Raw genomic sequence first — 18065 nt, 5'->3', positions numbered from 1 at the left:
TCTCCTGTTAGTGGGCAACCGCAGCAGCGCCGTGTTCATCGATCAACGCACCGTTGTGGAAACGGTCGATGGAGAAAGGTGCAGCCAATGGGTGCATTTCACCCTTGGCCAGGCTTGCGGCAAATACGTTGCCCGAGCCAGGTGTTGCCTTGAAGCCACCGGTGCCCCAACCGCAGTTGAAGAACATGTTCGGTACCGGAGTTTTCGAGATGATCGGGCACGCATCCGGCGTGGTGTCGACGATGCCGCCCCACTGCCGGTTCATGCGTACGCGGGACAGTACCGGGAACATCTCGACGATGGCCTGGATGGTGTGCTCGATCACCGGGTACGAACCACGCTGGCCGTAGCCGTTGTAGCCGTCGATACCGGCGCCGATCACCAGGTCGCCCTTGTCGGACTGGCTGATGTAACCGTGCACGGCGTTGGACATGATCACGCTGTCGATAATCGGCTTGATCGGTTCGGACACCAGCGCTTGCAGCGGGTGGGATTCGATCGGCAGGCGGAAACCGGCGAGTTTGGCCATGTGCCCGGAGTTACCGGCGGTCACCACACCGACGCGCTTGGCGCCGATGAAGCCCTTGTTGGTTTCCACACCGATGCACACGCCGTTTTCCTTGCGGAAACCGATGACTTCGGTCTGCTGGATCAGGTCCACGCCCAAGGCGTCGGCGGCACGGGCAAAACCCCAGGCCACGGCATCGTGACGGGCCACGCCGCCACGGCGCTGGACGGTCGCGCCCATCACCGGGTAGCGGGTGTTCTTCGAGCAATCGAGGTACGGAATCTCGTCGGCCACTTGCTTGGCATCGAGCAGTTCGCCGTCCACGCCGTTGAGGCGGTTGGCGCTGACCCGACGCTCGGAATCACGGATGTCTTGAAGCGTGTGGCACAGGTTGTAGACGCCGCGCTGGGAGAACATCACGTTGTAGTTCAGGTCCTGGGACAGGCCTTCCCTCAGTTTAATCGCGTGTTCGTACAGGTGCGCCGACTCGTCCCACAGGTAGTTGGAGCGAACGATGGTGGTGTTGCGCGCGGTGTTACCGCCGCCCAGCCAGCCTTTCTCGACCACGGCCACGTTGGTGATGCCGTGTTCCTTGGCCAGGTAGTAGGCGGTCGCCAGACCATGCCCGCCACCGCCGACGATGACCACGTCATAGACCTTTTTAGGGGTCGGCGTGCGCCACATTTTCTGCCAGTTTTCGTGATGGCTGAGGGAGTGTTTGAAGAGGCCGAAGCCCGAATAGCGTTGCATAGTCATTTACTCCAAAACCGCGCTCAGCGATAAACCGGGAAGTCCGCGCACAGGGCTGCCACTTGCTGCGCGACATTCGCCTCGACATCGGCGTCGCCGAGATTGTCGAGGATGTCGCAGATCCAGCCGGCCAGCGTCACGCACTGGGAAACCTTGAAGCCGCGAGTGGTCACCGCCGGGGTGCCGATGCGCAGGCCCGAAGTCACGAACGGCGACTGTGGATCGTTCGGTACAGCGTTCTTGTTCACGGTGATGTGGGCGCGACCGAGGGCGGCGTCCGCGTCTTTGCCGGTGAGGCCCTGACGGATCAGGCTGACCAGGAACAGGTGATTGTCAGTACCGCCGGACACTACATCGTAGCCGCGTTTGATAAACACGCCGGCCATGGCCTGGGCGTTGTCGATCACTTGTTGTTGGTAAGCCTTGAAACCAGGCTCCAACGCTTCCTTGAAGCACACCGCTTTACCAGCGATCACGTGCATCAGCGGGCCGCCCTGTGCGCCGGGGAATACGGCGGAGTTGAGCTTTTTCTCGATCTCTTCGTTGGCCTTGCACAGGATCAGGCCGCCACGTGGACCGCGCAGGGTCTTGTGGGTGGTGGTGGTGACCACGTCGGCGTACGGCAGCGGGTTCGGGTACAGACCGGCGGCGACCAGACCGGCAACGTGGGCCATGTCGACGAACAGCAGCGCACCGACCTTGTCGGCAATCTGGCGGAAACGCGGGAAGTCGAGGGTCTTGGAGTAAGCCGAGAAGCCGGCGACGATCATTTTCGGCTTGCACTCGACGGCCAGACGCTCGACTTCGTCGTAATCGATCAAACCGGTCTTGGTGTCGATGCCGTACTGCACGGCGTTGTACAGCTTGCCCGAGGACGACACTTTCGCGCCGTGGGTCAGGTGGCCACCGTGGGCCAGGCTCATGCCCAGAATGGTGTCGCCCGCCTGGATCAGGGCCAGGTAAACGGCGCTGTTCGCGGAAGAGCCGGAGTGCGGCTGCACGTTGGCGTAATCAGCACCGAACAACTGCTTGGCGCGTTCGATGGCCAGGGCTTCGACCTTGTCCACGTGCTCGCAGCCACCGTAGTAGCGCTTGCCCGGATAGCCTTCGGCGTACTTGTTGGTCAGGCCACTGCCTTGCGCTTCCATGACGCGTTTGCTGGTGTAGTTCTCTGACGCGATCAGCTCGATGTGATCTTCCTGGCGTTGCTCCTCGGCATTCATCGCCGCCAGCAGTGCATCGTCGTAGCCCTTGATCTGGTCTTGCTTGCTGAACATCGCGTCTCTCCCAGCGGCGGCTTTGTGCGCCTTTCGTCTCGGTGAGGCACGTACCTTTCGGCAGTGCCCTTTGGATGCGATGGTATGACCGGCGCAGACAGGTCAAATGCCTATGGACGCCACGCAAAGGTGCGTTTACGACATGGGTTGAAATGGCTTCCCCGAACAGACAGAGATCCCCTGTGGGAGCGGGCTTGCTCGCGAATGCGGACTGACATTCAACACATGCGTTGACTGACACGACGCCTTCGCGAGCAAGCCCGCTCCCACAGGGGGTTAGGCGATTGCCTGTCGTACTGCGAGCAGTAGCAGGAAGTGCGCAGGATAAAGCGCATACGCCCAACGCCGCATTGGCGGCGGCTTCAGGCGACCGGCATGTCGCAACAGGAGCACACCCGCCAATGGCGCAACCAGACAAGCGGCAATCCCGAAAATCGCCGCGCCATTGCCCATCCGCGCAGCGGCATACAACACACTCCACTGATTCGCCGCCAGACACACCAGCCCCGGCAGCAGGCTGAAATACCAGGGCCGGCGGATCACCAGCAGCATCGCCAGCGGCAACAAAACCCCAAAGAAACCGAACATCAGTCGCTCCGGGAACAGCGCCGCGAGCAACACGGCCCCCACCGCCAGCAGTCGCGATTGAAGCGTCGGCTGTTGCCAGCCCCGCGCCACCAGCAACCCGAGCACCAACGTAGGCATCACGTTTAACGTGTCGGGATCAGGAATAAACAACCGGTATGGAATTTCGCTGATAGCGCTAAACAGCATCAACCAACCCAGATAACGCCATTGATTACCGGCCGGTGCGGCGCGCGCCCGAGACAGATTCGCCGCCATAGCCAGGCAGAACCACGGAAACGCCAACCGCCCCGGCACATACAGAAAATCGAAGGAGTAACCGACATATCGCAGGTGATCGAGCAGCATGCTCAGCAGCGCCAGCCACTTGAGCAAATCCAGCGCGCCGTCCCTTTGCGTCATGTGCATAATTGCCCGTCAATTGTGTATTTTTCTGACAGCATCACCGCGTGTGCTCCCCGGACGATCTTCGGTAAAGTGCGCACCATCATTGACCACAAGACTCCTCACCATAGGGGTTTTGAACACGGAATCAGGCCATGACCGATAAGAGCCAACAATTTGCCAGCGACAACTATTCCGGTATCTGCCCTGAAGCCTGGGCAGCCATGGAACAGGCCAACCACGGCCACCAGCGCGCTTACGGCGACGATGAATGGACCGCTCGCGCGTCCGACGATTTCCGCAAACTATTTGAAACCGACTGCGAAGTGTTCTTCGCGTTCAACGGCACCGCAGCCAACTCGCTGGCCCTGTCGTCGCTGTGCCAGAGTTACCACAGCGTGATCTGCTCCGAAACCGCTCACGTCGAAACCGACGAATGCGGCGCGCCGGAATTCTTTTCCAACGGCTCCAAACTGCTGGTCGCTCGCACTGAAAATGGCAAGCTGACCCCGGAATCGATCCGCGAAGTCGCGCTCAAGCGCCAGGACATCCACTACCCGAAACCTCGCGTCGTGACCCTGACCCAGGCCACTGAAGTCGGCAGCGTCTACACCCCGGAAGAAATCCGCGCCATCAGCATCACCTGCAAGGAACTGGGCCTGAACCTGCACATGGACGGCGCGCGTTTCTCCAACGCCTGCGCGTTCCTAGGCTGCACTCCGGCTGACCTGACCTGGAAGGCTGGCGTCGATGTGTTGTGCTTCGGCGGCACCAAAAACGGCATGGCCGTGGGCGAGGCGATCCTGTTCTTCAACCACAAACTGGCTGAAGACTTCGACTACCGCTGCAAACAGGCCGGGCAACTGGCCTCGAAGATGCGCTTCCTCTCGGCCCCATGGGTCGGCATCCTGGAAAACCACGCCTGGCTCAAATACGCCAAACACGCCAACCACTGCGCGCAACTGCTGGCCGAACTGGTCAGCGACATCCAGGGCGTGGAACTGATGTTCCCGGTGCAAGCCAACGGCGTATTCCTGCAACTCTCCGAACCGGCCATCGCCGCCCTGACCGCCAAGGGCTGGCGCTTCTACACCTTCATCGGCAACGGCGGCGCGCGCTTCATGTGCTCGTGGGACACCGAAGAAGAGCGCGTGCGGGAACTGGCTGCGGATATCCGCGAAGTCATGAGCGCCTAAGCCACCCCCTCAACCTGCCCCTGAACCGGTAGGAGTCGTAGGAGCTGTCGAGTGAAACGAGGCTGCGATCTTTTGATCTTGCTCTTAAAAAACAACATCAAAAGATCGCAGCCTCGTTTCACTCGTCAGCTCCTACGGGTCTACATTGTTTGTCGAGCCTCCCGCTCACATAACAATAATCAGGAGCGCACGCATGTCTTTACAAGGCAAAACCCTGTTCATCACTGGTGCCAGCCGTGGCATTGGGCGCGAGATTGCGCTGCGGGCTGCGCGGGACGGGGCCAATATTGTGATTGCGGCCAAGAGTGCCGAGGCGCATCCCAAGCTGCCGGGCACGATTTTCAGTGTGGCCAAGGAAGTCGAAGACGCGGGCGGCAAGGCGCTGGCGTTGCAGGTGGATGTGCGCGATGAAGTCGCGGTGCGGGAGGCGCTGGCCCGGGCCAATGAGCATTTCGGCGGGATTGATGCGCTGATCAACAATGCCGGGGCGATCAAGTTGACCGGTGTTCAGCATGTCGAGCTCAAGCGTTTCGACCTGATGCATCAGATCAACACCCGTGCGGTGTTGTTGTGCAGCCAGGCGGCCCTGCCTTATCTGAAAAAATCCAATGGTCATATTCTCAACCTGTCGCCGCCGTTGAACCTGGCGACGAAATGGTTCGCGCAATACAGCCCCTACACCGTGACCAAGTACGGCATGAGCATGCTGACGCTGGGGATGAACGAGGAGTTTGCCAATTACGGCATCAGCGTTAATTCGCTATGGCCGCAGACGATGATCGCCACGGCCGCCATCGAATTTCAGCTTGGCTCGCGGGAATCCTTTAAACATGCGCGAACGCCGGCAATCATGGCGGATGCCGCGCACATCATTCTGGACAGTAGCGGTCGCAGCATTACCGGGCGGTTGTTGATTGATGAGGAGATTTTGCGGGAGCGTGGCGTGATCGAATTCGATCACTACCGCTTTGAGCCCGGCACCGATGACAAGCTGATGCCAGACTTGTTTGTGGACTGAATATCCACAACACCCTGTAGGAGCTGTGTAGGAGCTGTCGAGTGAAACGAGGCTGCGATCTTTTGATCTTGTTTTAAAAAATCAAAGTCAAAAGATCGCAGCCTCGTTTCACTCGACAGCTCCTACAAAGGGTTTATTCAGCGCGTTTTAGAACTCGATCCGCACATCGCCCTTCGGCACGCTGCAGCACGACAGGATATAACCCTCGGCTTCGTCTTCCTCGGTAATCCCGCCGTTGTGGTCCATCTCGACTTCGCCGCCCAGTTTCAACACCTTGCACGTCCCGCAAATCCCCATCCCGCAGGCCTTCGGAATCAGCAAACCCAGCTTGGCCGCCGCCGCATGCACGGTTTCACCCGGGGCCACGCGAATGCTCTTGCCGGACGAGATAAATTCGACTTGATGCAGGTCCGCCAGATCGACTTCCGGCGCATCCGCCGCGATTTCCGCTTGTTCCACCGCATCGGCGCGGGCTTCGGGTGGCGTGGCGCCGAAGGATTCCTCGTGATAGCGGGACATGTCGAAGCCGGCCGCTTCGAGCATGCGCTTGACCGCGTTCATGTACGGCGTCGGGCCGCAGCAGAACACTTCGCGCTCCATGAAGTCCGGGGACATCAGTTCGAGCATCTTGTGGTTCAGGTAACCGCGATAACCGGCCCACGGTTCGCCCAGACCGTGCTTCTCGCAGATCAGGTGCAGGCTGAAGTTGTCGATCCGCGACGCCATGTGTTCCAGCTCGCGGTGGTAAATGATGTCCTTCGGCGAGCGGGCGCTGTGGATAAACACCATGTCGACGTTGCCGTTGGTGTCGTAGAACCAGCGTGCCATCGACATGACCGGCGTGATGCCGACGCCGCCGCTGAGGTACAAGACCTTCGGCGCGGTGAAGTCCATGGCGTTGAACAGCCCGACCGGCCCGTGCACCGCCAGCTCCTGGCCTTCATGCAGGGTGTCGTGCAGCCAGTTGGAAACCTTGCCGCCCGGCACGCGCTTGATCGTCACCGAAAAGCTGTACGGCACCGACGGCGAGCTGGAAATGGTGTAGGAGCGCATGATCGGCACGCCTTCGATTTCCAGCTCCAGGGTCACGAATTGCCCGGGCTTGAAGAAGAACAGGATCGGCTGATCGGCCATAAAGCAGAAGGTGCGCACGTCCCAGGTTTCCTGGATGACTTTGACGCAACGGACGATGTGTCGACCATTGGCCCAGGTCTGGGTAGTTACCGGATTCAGGAAGCTGTTGGACATGCTGTTCTCCACCGCCGATGGTCGGCCTTATGTTGGCGATTCTGCGTATAGCGCGAGCCACCCATTTACCTATCTGCGACATTCACATACTTATCGCGACCAGCCCCCAACTACCGGGGGTTGCGCGTCGGGAACAGATTGGGCCATGTCGCCCATGGATAAGGTTCTGGCGTGCGCCGGCCCCACACTCGCTCCATACAACGACAGATTCTTTACACCTTGCGTAGCAAACCTGATTAGCCACTTTTCGCCGGCCTCACAGAAAGGCCTTGAGGATCAAATCGATGGACGTCACCGCAAAAATCAGCCTGGGCGATCCGCTGGAACCCGCACGCAAGGCCACCGCGCAGATGCTGCAAGAACGCGAGCGCACTTTCTCGCTGCCGCAGCCGTTTTACTCTGACGAGCGGCTGTTTGATATCGATATGCAGGAGATCTTCCAGAAAGAGTGGTTGATCGCCGGCATGGCCTGCGAAATCCCGACCAAGGGCAACTACCTGACCCTGCAAGTCGGCAAGAACCCGATCATCGTGATTCGCGGCGCCGAAGGCGTGATCCATGCGTTCCACAACGTTTGCCGTCACCGTGGCTCGCGCCTGTGCACCAGTGAAAAAGGCAAAGTCGCCAAACTGGTCTGCCATTACCACCAGTGGACGTATGAGCTGGACGGTCGCCTGCTGTTCGCCGGCACCGAAATGGGCGCCGACTTCGACATGAAGCAATACGGCCTCAAGCCCGTGAACGTGAAGACCGCTGGCGGCTACATCTTCATCAGCCTGTCGGAGAACCCGCCGGCCATTGATGACTTCCTGTCGACGCTGAACCATTACATGGAACCGTACGACATGGAGAACACCAAGGTGGCGATTACCACCACCTTGATGGAAAAGGCCAACTGGAAACTGGTGCTGGAAAACAACCGCGAGTGCTACCACTGCAACGCGTCGCACCCGGAACTGTTGAAAACCCTGCTGGAATGGGACGACGTCACCGACCCGCGCGCCGACCAGGCGTTCAAGGACCACGTCGCCGCCTCTGCCGCTGCCTGGGAAGCTGAGAAGATTCCTTACGCCCACGCCAGTTTCGGCCTGCGTAACCGCATCGTGCGCATGCCGCTGCTCAAGGGCACCGTGTCGATGACCCTCGACGGCAAACAGGGCTGCGCCAAACTCATGGGCCGGATCAAGAACCCGGACCTCGGTTCGATGCGCATCCTGCACCTGCCGCACTCGTGGAACCACTGCATGGGCGACCACATCATCGTGTTCACCGTGTGGCCGATCAGCGCCCAGGAAACCATGGTCACCACCAAGTGGATCGTGCACAAGGATGCGGTTGAAGGCGTGGACTACGACGTGGACCGCATGCGTCAGGTGTGGGATGCGACCAACGATCAGGACCGTCGCCTGGCTGAAGAGAACCAGCGCGGGATCAACTCCACCGCTTACCAGCCTGGGCCTTACTCCAAGACCTATGAGTTTGGCGTGGTGAACTTTGTGGATTGGTACAGCGAGCGGTTGCTGAGCAATTTGGGGGCTGAGCCTGCGCCTTACCTCAAAGGCGTTCCGGTTCAGGGCTAATAGCAAAAGCTTCGCGGGCAAGCCTCGCTCCTACAGGGGAAATACGATCTCCTGTAGGAGCGAGGCTTGCCCGCGAAAGCGATCTTTCATTCACTCAAGATCATTGGGCTGATGAAGACCATCGCACCGACCCATCCTCCCCGATAAACGTCTCCTCGATGTTCTCCCCCACCAACCGCACCTTCACATAACCATTCAACACCCGCAGCGGATACGCCTCATCCCCCGCATTCTGCGTCTCCGACCACAACACCCGCGAATGCCCATCCAGCTCACTGGCATTGCCATACGGAATCGCCCCGTGCCCGGCGCACCGCGCATGCAACCGCCCCTGCGCGGCGTAGCAGATGCCGTTGTGCAAATGCCCCCAATACCAATAATCCGGCTCACGCCCCAAGGCATCACACACCGTTTTGAACAACGGCGTGGTGTTGTGCCCGGAGATATCGAAACCCTGATGATGACTGAGCACCATGATCTTCTTGCGCTGGGGCAGTTCTTTCATCCAGGCGATCTGTTCCTGGTTCAGCGTGCCGTCCATGTACAGGTTGATCGCGTCCGAGGCGTAGGCGCTGTCGAGTCCGATCACCACCCAATCATCGTTGTACAACGCGAAATAACTGGTGCCCTGCTGCGTCGGGAAACGCTTGGCCAGTTCCTTGAAGTAACCGTGGGCGCCGCTGTACATCTCGTGGTTGGAATTGAGCGTGAACGAGCCGTGCTTGCCCATCGGCCAGCCGACCATGTCGACGTCTTCCTGGGAGTGGGTGCCCGCGTAATACACGTCCCCCAAGTGAACGGTGAAATCCGCCTGGGCCAGTTGCATCTGATTCGCCACCGCCACCGCTGGAGCATGGCTGTCGAACGGCCCGGTGCCCCAGTCGCCAGCGATGGCCAGGGTCACGTCGCTGTCCATTTTCATCAGCGCCGGAGTGGTCGCAAACGTCGCGTGATGCCGCAGGTTTTCGATCCACTTGAGCAGCGCCTCGCTCCACAGCAAATCCAGCAGTTCCCATTTGCGACAACCGAGCAGACTGCCGTCCTTGAGCACCCGGGTTTGCAGGTCGTCGGTGGATTGCGGCAACGGCGTGGCATTGCCGATGTGCAGGATCGACAAGCCGTGGGACAACTCCCACGGCACGCTCGGTTCATCGTCCGGCAAGTCGCCGTGCTTGAGCACATATTGCGCCTGGTCGTGACCGCGTTGCAGCAGCGCGACAATGGCCTGGAACTCCTCGGGCTCCAGCTCGCTGATGAGTTTTTTCCATGACATTTCCAGTCGCGTGTACAGCCCGTGCAGGCGCACTTTGACTTTGTCGTACTCATGTTCCCAATGACTGACCAGTGACATGTTGGCATTCCTCCATCCGTAGTGGGATCACAGGGTTTTCATGAATTCGATGAGCGCCCGTTTATCGATGTCCGACAGCTGCGTGCCATACAGATGGCCGCTGTTGTGGTTGCCTTCCAATCGCGTGTCGTATTTGAAATCCGCCGAAGCCTTGGCCTGGGCGCCGCTGGTGACGAAGCCGACTTTCTCCTGGTCGTAGACGTCGGAGCCGGTGAAGAACACCTGTGGCCGCTGTTCCGGTGGTTGCAGCAAATCCCACAGCGTCGGCACCGAACCGTTGTGCAGGTACGGCGCGCGCATCCAGATGCCGTCGGTGGGGGTGTTGCTGTAACTCTGGGTCTTGCGGTAGGCGTTGAAGTCGAACGGCGGTTTCTTGAAGCCGTGGAACGCGGTCACCAGACCGGTGGTGAACGAGTCCAGCCGATGGGGATCGGTGCCCAGTTCTTCGATGTTGGTGGTGACCTGGCCGGTGTCGGTGCGGCCGAACTCATGGCAACCGGCGCAGTTTTTGTCCCAGATTGGTTTGCCCTGAGCGACCTTGGCCTGATCCAGTCCCCACGGCCACGCCGGTGGCTTGGTGCCGAGCAGCCAGTTGGTGACGCGATTGAAGCTTTCCGGCAGTACCGATTCCGGCGTCGCACCTACGGCCATCGCCGCTGCGTAGTTGCGTTCGTGAATGTCGTTATTGTTGCCGTCCCAGTGCAGGTACAGCGATTCCCGGGGTTTCTGGTTCCAGACTTGCGGCAGGTCCACAGTGCCGATGGTCGAGTCATCCGGGAAGCCGAACACCACCATTTTGGTCGGGTTGAACGTGTCGGTGCGTCCCGGTCCTTGAGGTGGACGCAGCTTCTGCCAGGCGTAGGCCTGTTTCTGTGCGAGCAACGCGCTCTTGGCCATCGGGATGATCAGGTAGCGGTTGTACAAGCGCTCGAAAAACCCGAGCTGGAACTTGCCGTTGATCGCCGTCATCACCGCGTCGGTGGTGAATTTCGGGTCGCTGGCGCAATCGTAGGCGAACCACTGGAAGGCTTGCAGTTGCAGGGTATTGGCCGGCGCGGTGGCCACCGGCGTCGCGACTTCGCCAGCATTCGCGCGGTAGGAACCGGTGTGACACAGGGCGCAGTTCGGCTCGACGGTCGGGTAGCCGATCTGCCGCTTGGCCATGCCGATCGGCAGGTCCTTGCCGTTTTCGAACAGGAAGCCGAAGACCTCGTAGCCGCCGGGTTTCGGCAGCTTTTCCGGGCACATCTGCGGCAGTACGGCGAACAAGTAATACGGGATCCGCGCTTCGATGCCGAGGCCGATGGCGGCGTATTTGTAGTGGTCTTCGTCGGATGCGTACTTCTCCGCCGGCACCACCCGCAGCATCTGGTACCAGGTTTCGTAACCGATGAATCCGACCAGCAGCACCACGATCAGCGTACCGACCTTGAAGCCGTGGCTTTGCCAGCGCAACGCCCAACCTGCGCGCCATTCCCGCCAGCCGTCGCAGAGCAACGCCAAGGGCCGCGTGGCCGGCGTGGTGCCGAGGTACAGCAGGATCCCGAGGATCAGGAACATGCTCAAATCACCGAGAAACATCGGCACGAACACCGTGGCCTGGTTGCTGGTGTTGATCAGGTAAATCCAGAACGCCACGGCGATCAACCGCGACAGCACGCACAACCACGAATGCACCACGAAGCGTGGCGCGTTGAAGCCTGACGGCATGTAGAACACGCTGATGCCGACCAGCAACATGCCGGCGTTTTCCAGCCACGGATCGGAGAGTTGCGGTGGCAGGCCGAGCATCGACGTCAGCAGCGCCGGGGCGAACAGGGCCGGCAGCGCGAAGAACATATTCATCACGATGCCTAGCCAGATGAAGCGTTGGAACCAGCGGATGTAACTGTCCATATCATCCATTTCCTTGTGCATGACCCGCGAGGTGTAGCGCCTTGTAGATCGCCTTCGCGGGCAAGCCTCGCTCCTACAGGTTTTGCGTCGCTTTTGTAGGAGCGAGGCTTGCCCGCGAAGGGTTCGCCTCGGTCTACCACCTAGCCGATAGCGGTTTTCTCCAGGTGTTGCAGGATGATCGGGTACACATCGACCACCGCGTCCTTGCCGAACATGCAGTCGATGTGGCCATAGCCCGGCACCACTTGCCGGCTGTAGTTTTCCGGCCCGTGGACCTTGCACACCCGCTCATAGGTCTTGAGCGTGCTTTCTGGCAGGTAGCACTGGTTGTCCGCGCCGCTGATAAAGCAGATCGGCATGCTCAGCCGATCGAAGTGCGACATGTAGACGTCCTCACCCTTGAAGTTCACCAGATGCCCTTTGCGCACGATCAGCGCCAGGTGTTCAAAGGTCTGCATGTTCGATTCGCCGAACAATTCATGCAGGTTGTCGTGCAGGGTTTCGTTGAGGGTGTCGTGGCGGTACAGCGACGCGTACATGAAGGTGATGCGGTGGCACACCGGGTTGGTGCAGTAGCCCTGGGCCTCGATCCGCGCATAGCCGTTGAGGGCTTTGTCGTAGAGTTTGTTGAACCAGTTTTCCTTGTTGTCGGCGTAGGCCGTGAGGGATTTCACACCGATCGCATCGAGCATCCCCGGCAGGTGCAAACCGGCCTTCAGACCTGTCGCAGTGGCCACGACGGTATCCGCTGCAATCTGCGAACAGACCACCGAGCGCACACCTTGCAAGCCGGCCAGCAGCGACATGAAGAATGTCGTCGCCCCGTAGCAATGCACCACGCATTGCACGTCTTTCGCCTGGGTCGCCTGCTGGATCTGCGCGATGGCGGCCTTGAAGTCGTACTGGGCGATCTGGTCGCCATTCCATTCCTTCTTGCTCGCCGGCAGCAGGATGCTCACCCGCAAATCCAGCAGCCACACGTCGAACTCGTGCTTGCACAGGAATTCCAACAGGTTGGTCTGGATGGTGTCGGTGGAGAAAATGTTCGAGCCCACGCCCAAGCCATGCACCAGCATCACCGGGCCTTTAATGCCGCCCTGATATCGGGTCAGGCGCAGTTCGACATTGTCCTCGGTCTGGAAGAAATGCACGCTCGGTGGTGGCGCATCCAGCGGCCGTTTCAGCCGTGGGGGCGCATCCGGGTTGAAGTAGATATCGCCCGCGAACACTCCGCCATAGCTTTCCCACAGGATGCCAGCGAAGAACTTTCCGAAGCGCGCCAGCCCTTCGATGCGCTCGCGCTCGTTGCGCGCATTGAGCACTTTCATGGTAGTCATTTGCTTGGCGAAGTCGGTCGGGTGGATGTGCATCACCCCGGAACCGATCACCGCGCCGGTCTTGTCCGGACCGTTATACAACGTGACGTAGAGGGTGCTGGTGTCGTGCCAGATATTCAGCACGCCGTTGTCTTCAGGCACGGTTTTAAAGGCGCTGAAGAAATAGTCGTGACCATCCTCGGCGGTCAGTTTCATGTCGTATTTCATGTGGCGCACGCCGACCTGTTCTTCGTACTGCTCGAACAGATTGAACACACCGTTGCTGGCGGTCAGCGGCTGTGGCGACAGGCCCGGCGCGTTCAGCGTGCCGACCAGGGTCGCGGCGTGGGCCGGTTCCTTGATCATGCGGTTGAGGTCGTTGGCGGTGATGGTCAGGGTGAATTCGATCGGCGAGTTTTCCGATTCGCCGCGTTTGGCCGCTGTCTCATACAGTGGGAGATCGGTGCCTTGGGGCTGGGTGAAATCCTTGGAGAAGTAGCCCTTCATGGTTTCGGTGAACTGCACGCCAAGAGTCGGCGGCGCCACTTGTTTGCGCGGTGCCGAGGGCAGCGTGTAATCAATTGTCCAGCCGCGATCAGCCGCCAGCAGGCCCATGTTGCGCTCGCTCACCGCCGAGATAGTCAGCAGCGGATTGACCGCCAGGGACGTCGGGATCACCGCGCCGTCGGTCACGTACAAACCGGCGTACACGTCAGTGCCACTCGCACCGCTGAACACCTGGCCCTTGTGGTTGACCACGCCCTGCCCCGCGTCCTCGCCCATCACGCAACCGCCCAACGGATGGACAGAAACGATGCTGTGCTTGAGCAATTTGGTCCAGATAGGATTCTCGACCCAAATCCCGCCCAACGCCTTGGTGCTCAGGTGCAAACGTTCGTTACCAAGTTTGACGTTTTCCTGCTCGCCGACGCCCGGCCAATCGATGCGCAGCTGATCCTTGCTGTCTAGCACCATGCGACCCTTGCCGTCGTCGTGGCTCATGATCAGGTACGTCTGCATGTTGTGCAGCGCACCGTAATACGGCCCCCGCAGGAAGCTTTCGGCTTCGCGTTCCTTGTACTTCAACTGGCCGGTGAAGCTGTCGTCAGTGGCTTTGCCGATCAGTTCAGCGAACCCGGCCATGCTCGGTACCATGGGCCGGCCAAGGGCGCCGGGGATCGAGCCTTCTTCGATGACCATGCGGCTGCGCCAGTCGCCTTCGGTGCGCATGTCGATGATCGAGGTGATGCACGGGCCGACCGGCTGCAACTCCTTGGCCGGGTGCGCGCCGAAACCGATGCCGTTGATGGGCTGTTCGCAGTTATGACCGAAGCCGAGGATGTCACCGTTGCCGCTCATGTTCTCGCCGAGCTGGTTGGACGTCGACAAGCCTTTGTCCCGCGAGCGCAGGAGGATTTCGGTGGAGCCCAAGGTGCCGGCGGACACCACCACAATGTCGGCTTTGACGAACAGCGTCGGCGCCGAGAACTTCTCGCGGCCGCTGTCCAGGTATTGGAAGTGCACGATCCAGCCATCGCCGTCGCGCTCCAGATGCCGCACTTCGGCCTGGCAGAAAATCTCCGCGCCGTGGTTCCAGGCGTCCGGCAGGTAGTTCATCAGCGTGGTGTTCTTGGCCTTGTTGTTACAGCCAGAAACGCAGTCGCCGCAGTGGTTGCACGGCAGTTGCTCGACGCCGACGTGGTTGAGGTTGTTCGGCAGTTTGTCGAAGGTCACGTTGATCGGCGGTCGATAGAAATGCGCGCCTTGCTTGAGGTACTCCGCAGACTTCTTGTTGGCTTCGAGTTTCGGCAATACCGGCGACGTGTTCGGGTACGGATTGGGCTTGAGCATTTCCCGGGCCCGGGCGTAACCGTCCTTGAGCAAGGTGTCGCGATGTTCACGCACCGCCAGCGGCCAGCGCGGGTCGTCGAACACACCGGGTTCCGGTTCCAGGGCGACGTTGGCGTTGATCAGCGACGTGCCCCCGAGGCCGCACCCGACCACCACGTTTTGCTGGGCGTTGACGTGCAAGTCGAACAATCCCGTGCGCGAACCGATGTGGCCATCCGGGTCATGCACCTGCAATTCCTCGGTGGCCGCGATCATGGTGTTCGGGTACTCGCCGGGCTGCATCTCGCGGCCACGCTCCAGCAGGCAAACTCGCTTGCCGGCCCGGGACAGGCGCGAAGCCGCGATCCCGCCGCCATAGCCGGAGCCGATGACGATCACGTCGTAATGTTCCTTGATGTCGCTGATGGGCGTAGCTATCCGGGTCATGGGTCTTTCCCTCTATCAGGCAGATGGGGCAACTCTGCGGTTGCCTGCTTTCAACGGACGAACGAGTACCTGGCCACCGAACGGATTCGGCGGCAGCCAGCGGTGTTATCGAAAAGAGTCAGGCGCTATAGACGCGCACGCTGATTGGCGGCACGGCGATGGATTCGCTTGCGCAGCGAAGTCGCGGCGGCCGGGACGCAGGTCGTGCAGGGAATGGGGTGCGAGCGGTGTGTCTGGCTATCCATCACACGTTCTCCCTGAACCAGATGTGGATAAGTTGCGGCTGTCCTTGGTAACTGGTTAGTGAAGACATGCGGCAGTTTGAAGTCAAGGAAGCGCCTTAGAACTGTATGAAATCTGATCTATCGCGTTCGGCGCTATAAACGGCGTGGCTTGCAGCGTTTAGCGAACAAGTTATCCACACCTCCACCCACAGCTAATGGGGACAACTATGGGTTTTTACGAAAAGTTGATGATAAATAATCAAGAAAAACCGTGACTTATCCAGAAGCAGGGTTTGCGAGGGTGATTGGGTGTTTTTTGATCAGATGCTTGTGAGGCACGGTTTGTATGGGCTGTAGAGGATGGCGAACAGTTTATCCACAGAAGCGCCAACAGACTTTGGGGGCAACTTTGGTGTAACTGTGGAAAACCGTGGGAAGGCTTGATAAGTCGGGGTTTTCGAGGGGTTTGTTGGTGTAAAACGGTGAATTGAGTGTTTTTTGATCAGCCGCTTGATAAGCCCGGTTTGTATGGCCTGTAGCGGACAGCGAACATCTTATCCACAGAAGCGCCAACAGAGATTGGGGGCAACTATTAAACTTATCCTCGGGAAAAAGCTCGAAAAAACCGTGGGTTAGGCTGGTTGTTTTTTGTACGAAGGCTTGCAGGGCTTGGTTTGTATGGGGTGTAGCGAGGGGTGAACATGTTATCCACAGAAGTGATAACAGGGATTGTGTATAAATCGTAAAAGCCTCTGTAGGAGCGAAGCTTGCTCGCGAAAGCGGTATATCAGGCAACAATGATGTTGAATGTCTGTCCGTCATCGCGAGCAAGCTCGCTCCCACAGGAGTTCTATGTCGATAACAAATGGTGTGCACACCGCCTGTCCATTGTGGGAGCGAGCTTGCTCGCGATAGCGGTAGGTCGGGCGACATCGATGTTGAACGTGACGGCCTCTTCGCGAGCAAGCTTTGCTCCTACAGGGGGTTTGGTTCGGCTTTACGGGCGATACATCAGATACGCCTCCCCCGTCACCCGAATCATCGGAAGCGGCGTGATCTGGCAGGTATCCACAACCCGGAACCCATGCCGCTCATAGAACCGCCGCGCACCGGTGTTGGCGGCGTAGTCGATCAGGCTCAGGCCATTGAGCCCCAGCTGATTGGCGCGGTCGTAGGCGTAGGCGAGGAATTGCTGGCCCAGGCCCTGATTGCGCCAGCCTTCATGCAGGGCCAGGCTCGAGATATATAGGGTGTCGGGGATTTCCATCGTGGCGTACGGCGCCAGCACCGGATCGGTCACGGGAGCCGCCTCGGGATCATGGCGCATGACGTAGCTGTGCAGCATGCCGACCACGTTGCCCTCGGCCTCAGCGATCAGGCAGTTCTGATAAGAGAAATCCACATCGTCACGGGCGTAGCGACTGGCGCCGACATCCAACAGATCCTGGCCAGGCTGGGCCAGTTGACTCCAGATGTAATCCGCCGCGCCTTCTGATGAAATCTGAAACAAGCGAGCAATCTCCCACGCATCCGAGCGCAGGGCCGAACGAAATTCCACAGCCATTGTTTTCCCCCTGTGGGAGCGAGCCTGCTCGCGAAGGCGGACTGACATTCAACATTGATGTCAGCTGACACACCGCTTTCGCGAGCAAGCCCGCTCCCACATTTTTTTGATTAGCGGACGACGCCTTCTTCAATCAGCAACTTGAGAATCGCCTCAGCCCCCGCCTGCGCCGTCACGCCTTTGAGCACTTGCCCACCGCCGCCACTGGCCTTGGCCGTCGCGGCTTTCATGCGATCGGCGCCGCTTTTGGCCTTGATCACTTTCAGGCGCTTAGGCCGAGGCTTGGCCGGTTGCAGGGTCGCGACCGCCAGCAATTCATCGTCGATGACTTCGACTTCATCCGCCTGCAACACTCCACGCCGAGCCGGGCCATAAGCACTTTGCCGAGGCTTCGGCGCTGCGTTATCCACAGTCGCCAAGAACGGCAACCGGACCTTCAAGCGACGCCGCTGACCACGAGGCAAGGCTTGCAACACCAGGGCCGAATTACCGTCGATGGATTCGACCTGAGCCAACCCCACCACCAGCGGCCAGCCGAGGCTTTCCGCCAACAGGAACGGCAACATGCCCGAGCCTTCGCCGGTTTCCGCCTGGCTACCAGTGAGCACCACTTGAGCCCCGGCGTCGCGCAAATAAGCGGTCAACGCCGGCAATGCGTCGGCGCCTTCCGGTTGTTCCAGCACATGCAGTTGTTCCAGGCCCATGCCCAGATAGGCACGCAGCGCCGGTTCCGCAACGTCGCCGGCATGCAGCACTTGCAGGTTATCCCCAGCCAGTTGCAGGCCCAGTTCCACGGCGCGCGCGTCCTGCTCGGCGCGGCGTGGCCGGCCGGAGGTCGGGTGGGCGCCGATGGACACCAGGCTGATGACGTTCGTACTCATGAGCTTTTCC

General features: G+C 59.8%; 12 protein-coding genes. 3 read left to right on the top strand and 9 right to left on the bottom strand.

Annotated elements, in window-relative coordinates; genetic code table 11:
- Positions 1-7: 7 nt before the first annotated feature.
- The 3 genes from ACIOYV_RS19290 to ACIOYV_RS19280 all read right to left on the bottom strand — a co-directional run bounded on the left by ACIOYV_RS19290 (position 8) and on the right by ACIOYV_RS19280 (position 3528).
- Positions 8-1258, bottom strand: a complete 1251-nt coding sequence (locus tag ACIOYV_RS19290) for a sarcosine oxidase subunit beta family protein (RefSeq protein ID WP_401326064.1) — start codon at positions 1256-1258, stop codon at positions 8-10.
- A 23-nt stretch (positions 1259-1281) separates the two neighbouring features.
- Positions 1282-2535 carry a serine hydroxymethyltransferase gene (gene glyA / locus ACIOYV_RS19285; protein ID WP_054616864.1) on the bottom strand — a complete coding sequence of 418 codons (1254 nt, stop codon included), beginning with the start codon at positions 2533-2535 and terminating at the stop codon, positions 1282-1284.
- 276 nt (positions 2536-2811) lie between these two features.
- Complete coding sequence (locus tag ACIOYV_RS19280) at positions 2812-3528, bottom strand: TraX family protein (protein WP_401326060.1); 717 nt, start codon at positions 3526-3528, stop codon at positions 2812-2814.
- A 131-nt stretch (positions 3529-3659) separates the two neighbouring features.
- Between ACIOYV_RS19280 and ACIOYV_RS19275 the strand changes: the two genes are divergently transcribed.
- Both ACIOYV_RS19275 and ACIOYV_RS19270 read left to right on the top strand, forming a co-directional pair.
- Positions 3660-4700: a low specificity L-threonine aldolase gene (locus tag ACIOYV_RS19275; RefSeq protein WP_054616866.1), complete on the top strand. Its 1041-nt coding sequence runs from the start codon at positions 3660-3662 to the stop codon at positions 4698-4700.
- Positions 4701-4893: 193 nt separating this feature from the next.
- Positions 4894-5718 carry an SDR family oxidoreductase gene (locus ACIOYV_RS19270; RefSeq protein ID WP_401326057.1) on the top strand — a complete coding sequence of 275 codons (825 nt, stop codon included), beginning with the start codon at positions 4894-4896 and terminating at the stop codon, positions 5716-5718.
- A 147-nt stretch (positions 5719-5865) separates the two neighbouring features.
- Here the strand turns inward: ACIOYV_RS19270 and gbcB are convergent, their stop codons facing one another.
- Positions 5866-6966, bottom strand: a complete 1101-nt coding sequence (gbcB, locus tag ACIOYV_RS19265; protein WP_054044210.1) for a glycine-betaine demethylase subunit GbcB — start codon at positions 6964-6966, stop codon at positions 5866-5868.
- 284 nt (positions 6967-7250) lie between these two features.
- Between gbcB and gbcA the strand changes: the two genes are divergently transcribed.
- Entirely contained in the window at positions 7251-8546 is a 1296-nt protein-coding gene (gbcA, locus tag ACIOYV_RS19260) for a glycine-betaine demethylase subunit GbcA (protein WP_401326054.1), read from the top strand.
- 100 nt (positions 8547-8646) lie between these two features.
- Here the strand turns inward: gbcA and ACIOYV_RS19255 are convergent, their stop codons facing one another.
- From ACIOYV_RS19255 to ACIOYV_RS19235, 5 genes are all read right to left on the bottom strand, one after another.
- Positions 8647-9897: a metallophosphoesterase family protein gene (locus tag ACIOYV_RS19255; protein ID WP_401326051.1), complete on the bottom strand. Its 1251-nt coding sequence runs from the start codon at positions 9895-9897 to the stop codon at positions 8647-8649.
- 27 nt (positions 9898-9924) lie between these two features.
- A complete protein-coding gene (locus ACIOYV_RS19250; protein ID WP_054044213.1) occupies positions 9925-11793 on the bottom strand; it encodes a hypothetical protein in 1869 nt (622 codons plus the stop codon).
- Between the two features lie 140 nt (positions 11794-11933).
- Positions 11934-15386, bottom strand: a complete 3453-nt coding sequence (locus ACIOYV_RS19245; RefSeq protein WP_401326048.1) for a GMC family oxidoreductase N-terminal domain-containing protein — start codon at positions 15384-15386, stop codon at positions 11934-11936.
- A 1221-nt stretch (positions 15387-16607) separates the two neighbouring features.
- The gene (locus ACIOYV_RS19240; protein ID WP_401326045.1) at positions 16608-17174 is read right to left on the bottom strand and encodes a GNAT family N-acetyltransferase; all 567 of its coding nucleotides are present in this window, start codon (positions 17172-17174) and stop codon (positions 16608-16610) included.
- Positions 17175-17284: 110 nt separating this feature from the next.
- Complete coding sequence (locus tag ACIOYV_RS19235) at positions 17285-18055, bottom strand: electron transfer flavoprotein subunit beta (protein WP_054044216.1); 771 nt, start codon at positions 18053-18055, stop codon at positions 17285-17287.
- Positions 18056-18065: the final 10 nt, after the last annotated feature.

The sequence above is a fragment of the Pseudomonas sp. NPDC087342 genome (assembly GCF_044744265.1).
GTDB classification, from domain to species: Bacteria; Pseudomonadota; Gammaproteobacteria; order Pseudomonadales; family Pseudomonadaceae; genus Aquipseudomonas; species Aquipseudomonas nunensis.
This window is presented reverse-complemented; position numbering and strand designations above follow the sequence as displayed.

Bases quoted from the DNA above. Each gene is read 5' to 3' on its own strand.
- ACIOYV_RS19255 (WP_401326051.1), bottom strand. From the start codon at position 9,897: ATGTCACTGGTCAGTCATTGGGAACATGAGTACGACAAAGTCAAAGTG.
- gbcA (WP_401326054.1), top strand. From the start codon at position 7,251: ATGGACGTCACCGCAAAAATCAGCCTGGGCGATCCGCTGGAACCCGCA.
- ACIOYV_RS19280 (WP_401326060.1), bottom strand. From the start codon at position 3,528: ATGCACATGACGCAAAGGGACGGCGCGCTGGATTTGCTCAAGTGGCTG.
- ACIOYV_RS19270 (WP_401326057.1), top strand. From the start codon at position 4,894: ATGTCTTTACAAGGCAAAACCCTGTTCATCACTGGTGCCAGCCGTGGC.
- ACIOYV_RS19235 (WP_054044216.1), bottom strand. From the start codon at position 18,055: ATGAGTACGAACGTCATCAGCCTGGTGTCCATCGGCGCCCACCCGACC.
- ACIOYV_RS19250 (WP_054044213.1), bottom strand. From the start codon at position 11,793: ATGGACAGTTACATCCGCTGGTTCCAACGCTTCATCTGGCTAGGCATC.
- ACIOYV_RS19240 (WP_401326045.1), bottom strand. From the start codon at position 17,174: ATGGCTGTGGAATTTCGTTCGGCCCTGCGCTCGGATGCGTGGGAGATT.
- ACIOYV_RS19275 (WP_054616866.1), top strand. From the start codon at position 3,660: ATGACCGATAAGAGCCAACAATTTGCCAGCGACAACTATTCCGGTATC.
- ACIOYV_RS19245 (WP_401326048.1), bottom strand. From the start codon at position 15,386: ATGACCCGGATAGCTACGCCCATCAGCGACATCAAGGAACATTACGAC.
- glyA (WP_054616864.1), bottom strand. From the start codon at position 2,535: ATGTTCAGCAAGCAAGACCAGATCAAGGGCTACGACGATGCACTGCTG.
- gbcB (WP_054044210.1), bottom strand. From the start codon at position 6,966: ATGTCCAACAGCTTCCTGAATCCGGTAACTACCCAGACCTGGGCCAAT.
- ACIOYV_RS19290 (WP_401326064.1), bottom strand. From the start codon at position 1,258: ATGCAACGCTATTCGGGCTTCGGCCTCTTCAAACACTCCCTCAGCCAT.